Origin of the sequence: Niastella sp. (assembly GCF_045805085.1) — a bacterium.
GTDB lineage: Bacteria > Bacteroidota > Bacteroidia > Chitinophagales > Chitinophagaceae > Niastella.
Genome location: NZ_JBJMLX010000010.1, coordinates 1 through 5621, shown reverse-complemented (window position 1 = coordinate 5621; position 5621 = coordinate 1). Strand labels below are relative to the sequence as shown.

Genomic DNA, 5621 nt, shown 5'->3' with positions numbered 1-5621 from the left:
GATTTTCAATTACTGCAACAATGGCAAAAGAATGGTGAGGGCGAACTGGTGTATTATGTTTTTGACCTGTTATGGTTGAACGGGTATAACCTCATGCATCTGCCATTGGTTGAACGCAAAGAAATACTACAACAAATTTTACCGGAACATGCGATGATCCGGTACAGCGATCATATTGAAAATAAAGGCAACCAATTTTTTGAAGCAGCCACTGAACAGGGCCTGGAGGGCATTATAGCCAAAGAACGAGACAGCACGTATACGCCCAAAATTCGCACGCGGCAATGGTTAAAGATCAAAACTGTTCAACGGCAGGAAGTGGTGATTGCAGGCTTTACCGAAACCAGGGGAAGCCGCAGCCATTTTGGCGCTCTTGTATTGGGCGTGTATGAAAAAGATAAACTGATCTACGTTGGCCATACCGGTTCGGGGTTTACAGAAAAATCACTGGCCGCTGTTTACAAAAAGCTGAAGCCGCTGATAATTGACAAACCGCCTTTTGCCACCAAACCCAAAACAAATATGCCCTGCACCTGGGTAAAACCGGTATTGGTGGGTGAGGTGAAGTTCTCTGAATGGACGAAAGACAATATTCTGCGCCAGCCCATTTTCATGGGTTTGCGGGAAGATAAGAATGCCAAAGATGTTCATAAGGAAAATGCGGTAAATGCTGATACCGCTGTACAGGAAGGTGAGGCAGAAACCAAATCCACAAAAAAACAAACTTCCCAGGAGATGCCAACGAAAACAGCGCCAAAGAAAACCGGTTCCAAACCAGTCAAAAAAGAGACTTCAAACAAAGCAACCAATACATTATTGAACTCCGCCGACAAAGAACAGGTTGTTACGATCGATAAAAAAGAACTGACGTTTACCAATCTCGATAAAATATACTGGCCGGCCGATAAATACACCAAACGCGACCTGATCAATTATTACGACCAAATGGCGTCGTTTATTCTTCCTTATTTGAAGGACCGCCCGCAATCGATGAACCGGTATCCCAATGGCATAAATAAACCCGGTTTTTACCAGAAGGATGTTAGTGGCGGAAAGGTGGCCGACTGGATAGTAAAACACGATTACCTGAGCGAATCGGATGGCGAAACAAAACAATACCTGGTTTGTACTGATGAAGCTTCCCTGCTTTATATGGCCAACCTGGGTTGTATTGAAATGAACCCCTGGCACAGCACCACTAAAAAACCAGAGAACCCAACCTGGTGTGTCGTTGATCTGGATCCCGGAAATATTTCTTTTGACAAAGTAATTGAAGCCGCCCAGGTAATTAAACAACTCACAGACGAACTGGGCATTGACACCTATTGCAAAACATCCGGATCAACCGGTTTGCATATTTATATTCCGCTGGGTGCGGCATATGATTACGATCAATCAAAACAGTTAGCAGAATTAATAGTTACCATGGCGTACCATGAAATGCCTTCCTTTACCAGCCTGGAGCGTAGCCCGGCCAAAAGGAAAAACAAGATCTACCTCGATTATTTACAAAACCGAACTATACAAACCATAGCAGCCCCCTACTCCATACGGCCCAAACCGGGCGCTACAGCTTCGGCGCCATTGCATTGGGAAGAAGTTAAAAAGGGATTGAGCATTCAGGATTTTACCATCGAAAATATGTACAGCCGGGCCAAAGAGGTGGGCGATATCTTTAAACCCGTATTGGGGAAAGGCATTAATTTGAAAAAAGTGCTCAGCAAGATCAATAGCATGCAAGGCGAATAAAGCGTTTAAAACGCCTATATCGACTTTTTCATTTTCTGCGGCAACTTTTGCGGGTGGTTCAATATTCCTTTTACAATGCTGTGCGAAGTTTGCAATCCGCGCAACTGTGTTTCTAACAGGTATTGCAGGTCACCAGCCGGTAATTGTTCAATGGCATGGGTATAAATAACCTGTATCGCTTCTTCACCCTTTTCGCTGCTTTTCAACATGTCGTAAATATTGGGGCCTGAGAAGGAAACACCCATTTCTTTCCACTGGTTATACAAATAACCAAAACTGAGTTGTGGCAATGGCTTTTTTGGCACCGGAATGTGACTTTGCATTTGTTCCAGGAATTGACGAAGCGAAAAACTGTTCTGGCGACTTTGATTGGCCAGTAAGGCAAAGCTGCCCCGTAACTCCAGGTTGAAAATAAAATTCAGGAAAGACGCTTCTTCATAAGCCTTGGCCCGTTCGCGGTTAATTGTAGAAAGGTCGTTCAAAATTTCGGCTATTTGTTGGTATTCCACAAGCGTGCAGTTTTGATGTGTTATAATTGACTTCTTCTAATATACTGAAATTTTTTGAGGAGATAAAACACATTTCACCAATTATCGGACAGAATTTGTAAAACCGGTCAGGAAGCTTTCCGGCGGCTGCCTTTTTCCTTCTTTCCAAGACTTGCTTTCAATTGTTCCATAAGGTCTTTTGAGCGGGAATGCACCACCCGCATATGAGGCACCTGAATTTTCTTCCCCTTTGCTTTATCCTTGATCAGCTTTAACAGATCGGCTGAGTAAGTATCTTTAAAATGGGTGATATCAAAATCACCAGACAACTGGTTTATCAGGGCGATGGCCATTTTTAATTCTGCCGGGTTGCTTTTTGTTGCCTTGATATCCAGCTCAGTGGTATCCCGTATTTCTTCACCAAAACGTATCTTGTTCAATACCAATACATCTTCGTGCGGTTTTATTACGCCAATGCTTTCCTTGTTCCGCAACACGTAAGTTCCCAGCCCCACTTTGCCTGTTTCTTCCAATGCGTCACGCAACAGGTTATACGCTTTTACCCCGCTTTTATCCGGAGCCAGGTAATATGGGTTTTCATAATACATGGTATCTATCTCCGTTTCATCAACAAACTCGGTAATATTGATGATCTTGTTCTTTTCCGGCCGTACTTTTTGAAAATCTTCCTCGGTCAATACCACATACTGCCCATCGAGGTTGTAACCACGCACAATATTCTCCCACGCCACTTCCTTGCCCGTTTTTGCATTCACGCGTTGGAAATGAATGTTTGAATGGTCCTTCTTATCCAGCATATCCAGGTCAAGCTCACTGCCTTGCACTGCGCTGTAAATTTTTATGGGAATGTTTACCAACCCAAAACCGATGGCTCCGGTCCAAATGGCTCGCATAACAGTTTTTTTATTAGGTTCAGAAACTTTTATGCCAGTAGTTATCACCCGTAAATTGAAAGCGTTATTATTTCAACCTGAAGGATCCCCGTACCAAATCTGCTGGTTATACCGGTAAGGCCATAATTACCTTCCAAACGCTGCAAATGGGTATTTTTTTGCGCAGGTATACTGGCCGTATGATTGTAATCCTAATTTGAAACAAGCGGCAATGAGATATTTATGCCTGGCAGCTGATTACGATGGCACCCTTGCTACTCATGGCAAAGTAGAACAGGAAGTTATTGATGCGCTGTACCGGCTTAAAGCCTCTACCCGTCAACTGATCCTGGTTACCGGTCGGGTGCTGGATGAACTGAAAGTTGTTTTTCCCGGATATGAGATCTTTGACCGCATTGTTGCTGAAAACGGCGCCCTGTTGTATAACCCGGCCACCAAAGAAGAACGGTTGCTGGGTGAACGGCCACCTGAATCGTTTATCAGCCAATTGCATCACCAGGTAAAACCATTGTCGGTTGGTAAAGTGATTTTGGCCACCTGGGAACCGTATCAAAACACCGTTTTGGAAGCCATTAAAAAAGAAGGACTGGAGCTGCAGGTGATCTTTAACAAAGGCGCGGTGATGATATTGCCGGCCGGCATCAATAAAGCAAAAGGGTTGAAAGAAACGTTGAAGGAACTGAATATGTCATTGCATAATGTGGTGGCGGTGGGCGATGCGGAGAACGATAATGCCATGTTGCAGGCCGCCGAATGCGCTGTAGCCGTTTCTAATGCGTTACCAGCCGTTCAACATCACGCAGACTGGGTTACAGATCAACCGCACGGGAAGGGCGTAATACAGCTTATAGACCGTTTACTGGAAAACGACCTGCAGGACGTGGATTGCAGATTAACACGACATTATCTGGACTTGGGGCAGCGTATCACCGGAGAGAACTTCAGCGTTTGTCCATACGGACCCAATATCCTGCTCTCGGGCACTACCAAAAGCGGCAAAAGCACCATGACCACTTTTTTATTGGAAAAACTACTGGAAAAGAATTACCAGTTCTGTTTAATAGATCCCGAAGGCGACTATCTTGAACTGCCCGGCGTTGTGCGAATTGGTGATAATGAACATGCGCCTGCAGTGGAAGAGGTATTGTCCATACTGAACAATCCAATGCAAAGCGTGATCGTTTGTATTCTGGCCATTCCGCTCGATGACCGGCCACGCTTTTTCAATAGCCTGTTAACGGCGTTATCACAAATGCGTAAGGAAACCGGTCACCCGCACTGGATCATTGCAGATGAAGCGCATCATATGCTGCCCGCACCGGCCGCACCCTCCTACTACGCTATACCTGATGATTTTAAAAACTTCGCATTCGTCAGCATTTCTACCGAAGGCATGAATGAAGCCGTGCTGAATAAAATTACGCTGATAATTTCTATGGGCGATGATGCCGCGAAAGCCATCGGGGAATTCAGTCAGTTCAGAAAGATCCATTTAGACCAAAACGCCGTAACGCCGCTGCAAAAAGGCCAGGCCTGGGTATGGGACGTTGCAGACGGCAATGAACCGGTGCTTATAAAAACAGGCATCCCGGTACATCTGCAACAACGCCACAAAAAGAAGTACGCTACAGGTGATATGGATTATAACAGTTTTTATTTCCGCGGACCTGAAAACAAACTGAATTTAAAAGCTTACAACCTGGTGGTGTTTACACAAATGGCAGCAGGTATAGACGAAGAAACCTGGTATTACCATTTGATAAGAAAAGACTACTCCAACTGGTTGCGGCATTCGGTGCACGATGAAGAACTGGCGTCGCTGGTTGATAAAATTGAAAATGATGGGCAACATATTGCCGGTAGCCGCCAGGCTATTGTTGACCTGATCAATGATCGTTATACAGCATAATTGCTGCACTACATTGTATTAGGCGCATAGCGCTTTTTTGCCCTAATTTTACACCCGTTCCACATTACTATTCCCACCCAACCAGGTAACAGTCTGCACCTATCATTTAACCAGTAAACCTTTTATATGCTTGTACCATACCCTGCATTTGCGGAGATCTATAACCGCTTTTATGATCCGTTGGTATTTTTTGCGCGGAAATTCCTGTTCGATCCATTGGTGGCAGAAGATCTTGTAACCGAACTGTTTTTAAAGTACTGGCAGAAACAGGATCAATTCAACTCGCCTATTGCCGTAAAAACCTTTTTATACATCAGCACAAGGAATGCCTGCATCAACCACAATCAAAAATTCCGTATACAGGCCCGGGCAAAGGTCGATCTCCGTATACTGGCCGACGAACTGGAAGAATCCGTTCTGCATAGTATTACCCGGTCAGAGATACTGCGCGATGTGTATTCCGGCGTGGAATCATTACCCCTTCAATGTCGTAACATCATTTTGCTCAGCTTCCTGGGCGGGCTCAGCAATAAACAAATAGCCCGGCACCTGCACTTGTCG

The 5621-nt window shown here is 44.8% G+C and carries 5 protein-coding genes; 3 read left to right on the top strand and 2 right to left on the bottom strand.

Annotation, left to right across the window (positions count from 1 at the left end; all coding sequences use genetic code 11):
- Positions 1-1749 (top strand): DNA ligase D (gene ligD / locus ACJ751_RS00580; protein ID WP_407743417.1); only part of this gene is annotated, 1749 nt, incomplete at its 5' end.
- 14 nt (positions 1750-1763) lie between these two features.
- Here ligD and ACJ751_RS00575 read toward each other — a convergent pair.
- Positions 1764-2258: a hypothetical protein gene (locus tag ACJ751_RS00575; RefSeq protein WP_407743416.1), complete on the bottom strand. Its 495-nt coding sequence runs from the start codon at positions 2256-2258 to the stop codon at positions 1764-1766.
- Between the two features lie 107 nt (positions 2259-2365).
- Entirely contained in the window at positions 2366-3151 is a 786-nt protein-coding gene (locus ACJ751_RS00570; protein ID WP_407743415.1) for a Ku protein, read from the bottom strand.
- 211 nt (positions 3152-3362) lie between these two features.
- Between ACJ751_RS00570 and ACJ751_RS00565 the strand changes: the two genes are divergently transcribed.
- Entirely contained in the window at positions 3363-5060 is a 1698-nt protein-coding gene (locus tag ACJ751_RS00565; protein WP_407743414.1) for an HAD-IIB family hydrolase, read from the top strand.
- 126 nt (positions 5061-5186) lie between these two features.
- On the top strand, positions 5187-5621 hold a 435-nt coding region (locus tag ACJ751_RS00560; RefSeq protein ID WP_407743413.1), incomplete at its 3' end, for an RNA polymerase sigma factor.

Excerpts from the sequence above, each read along its gene's own strand:
- ACJ751_RS00570 (WP_407743415.1), bottom strand. The coding sequence starts at position 3,151 with ATGCGAGCCATTTGGACCGGAGCCATCGGTTTTGGGTTGGTAAACATT.
- ACJ751_RS00565 (WP_407743414.1), top strand. The coding sequence starts at position 3,363 with ATGAGATATTTATGCCTGGCAGCTGATTACGATGGCACCCTTGCTACT.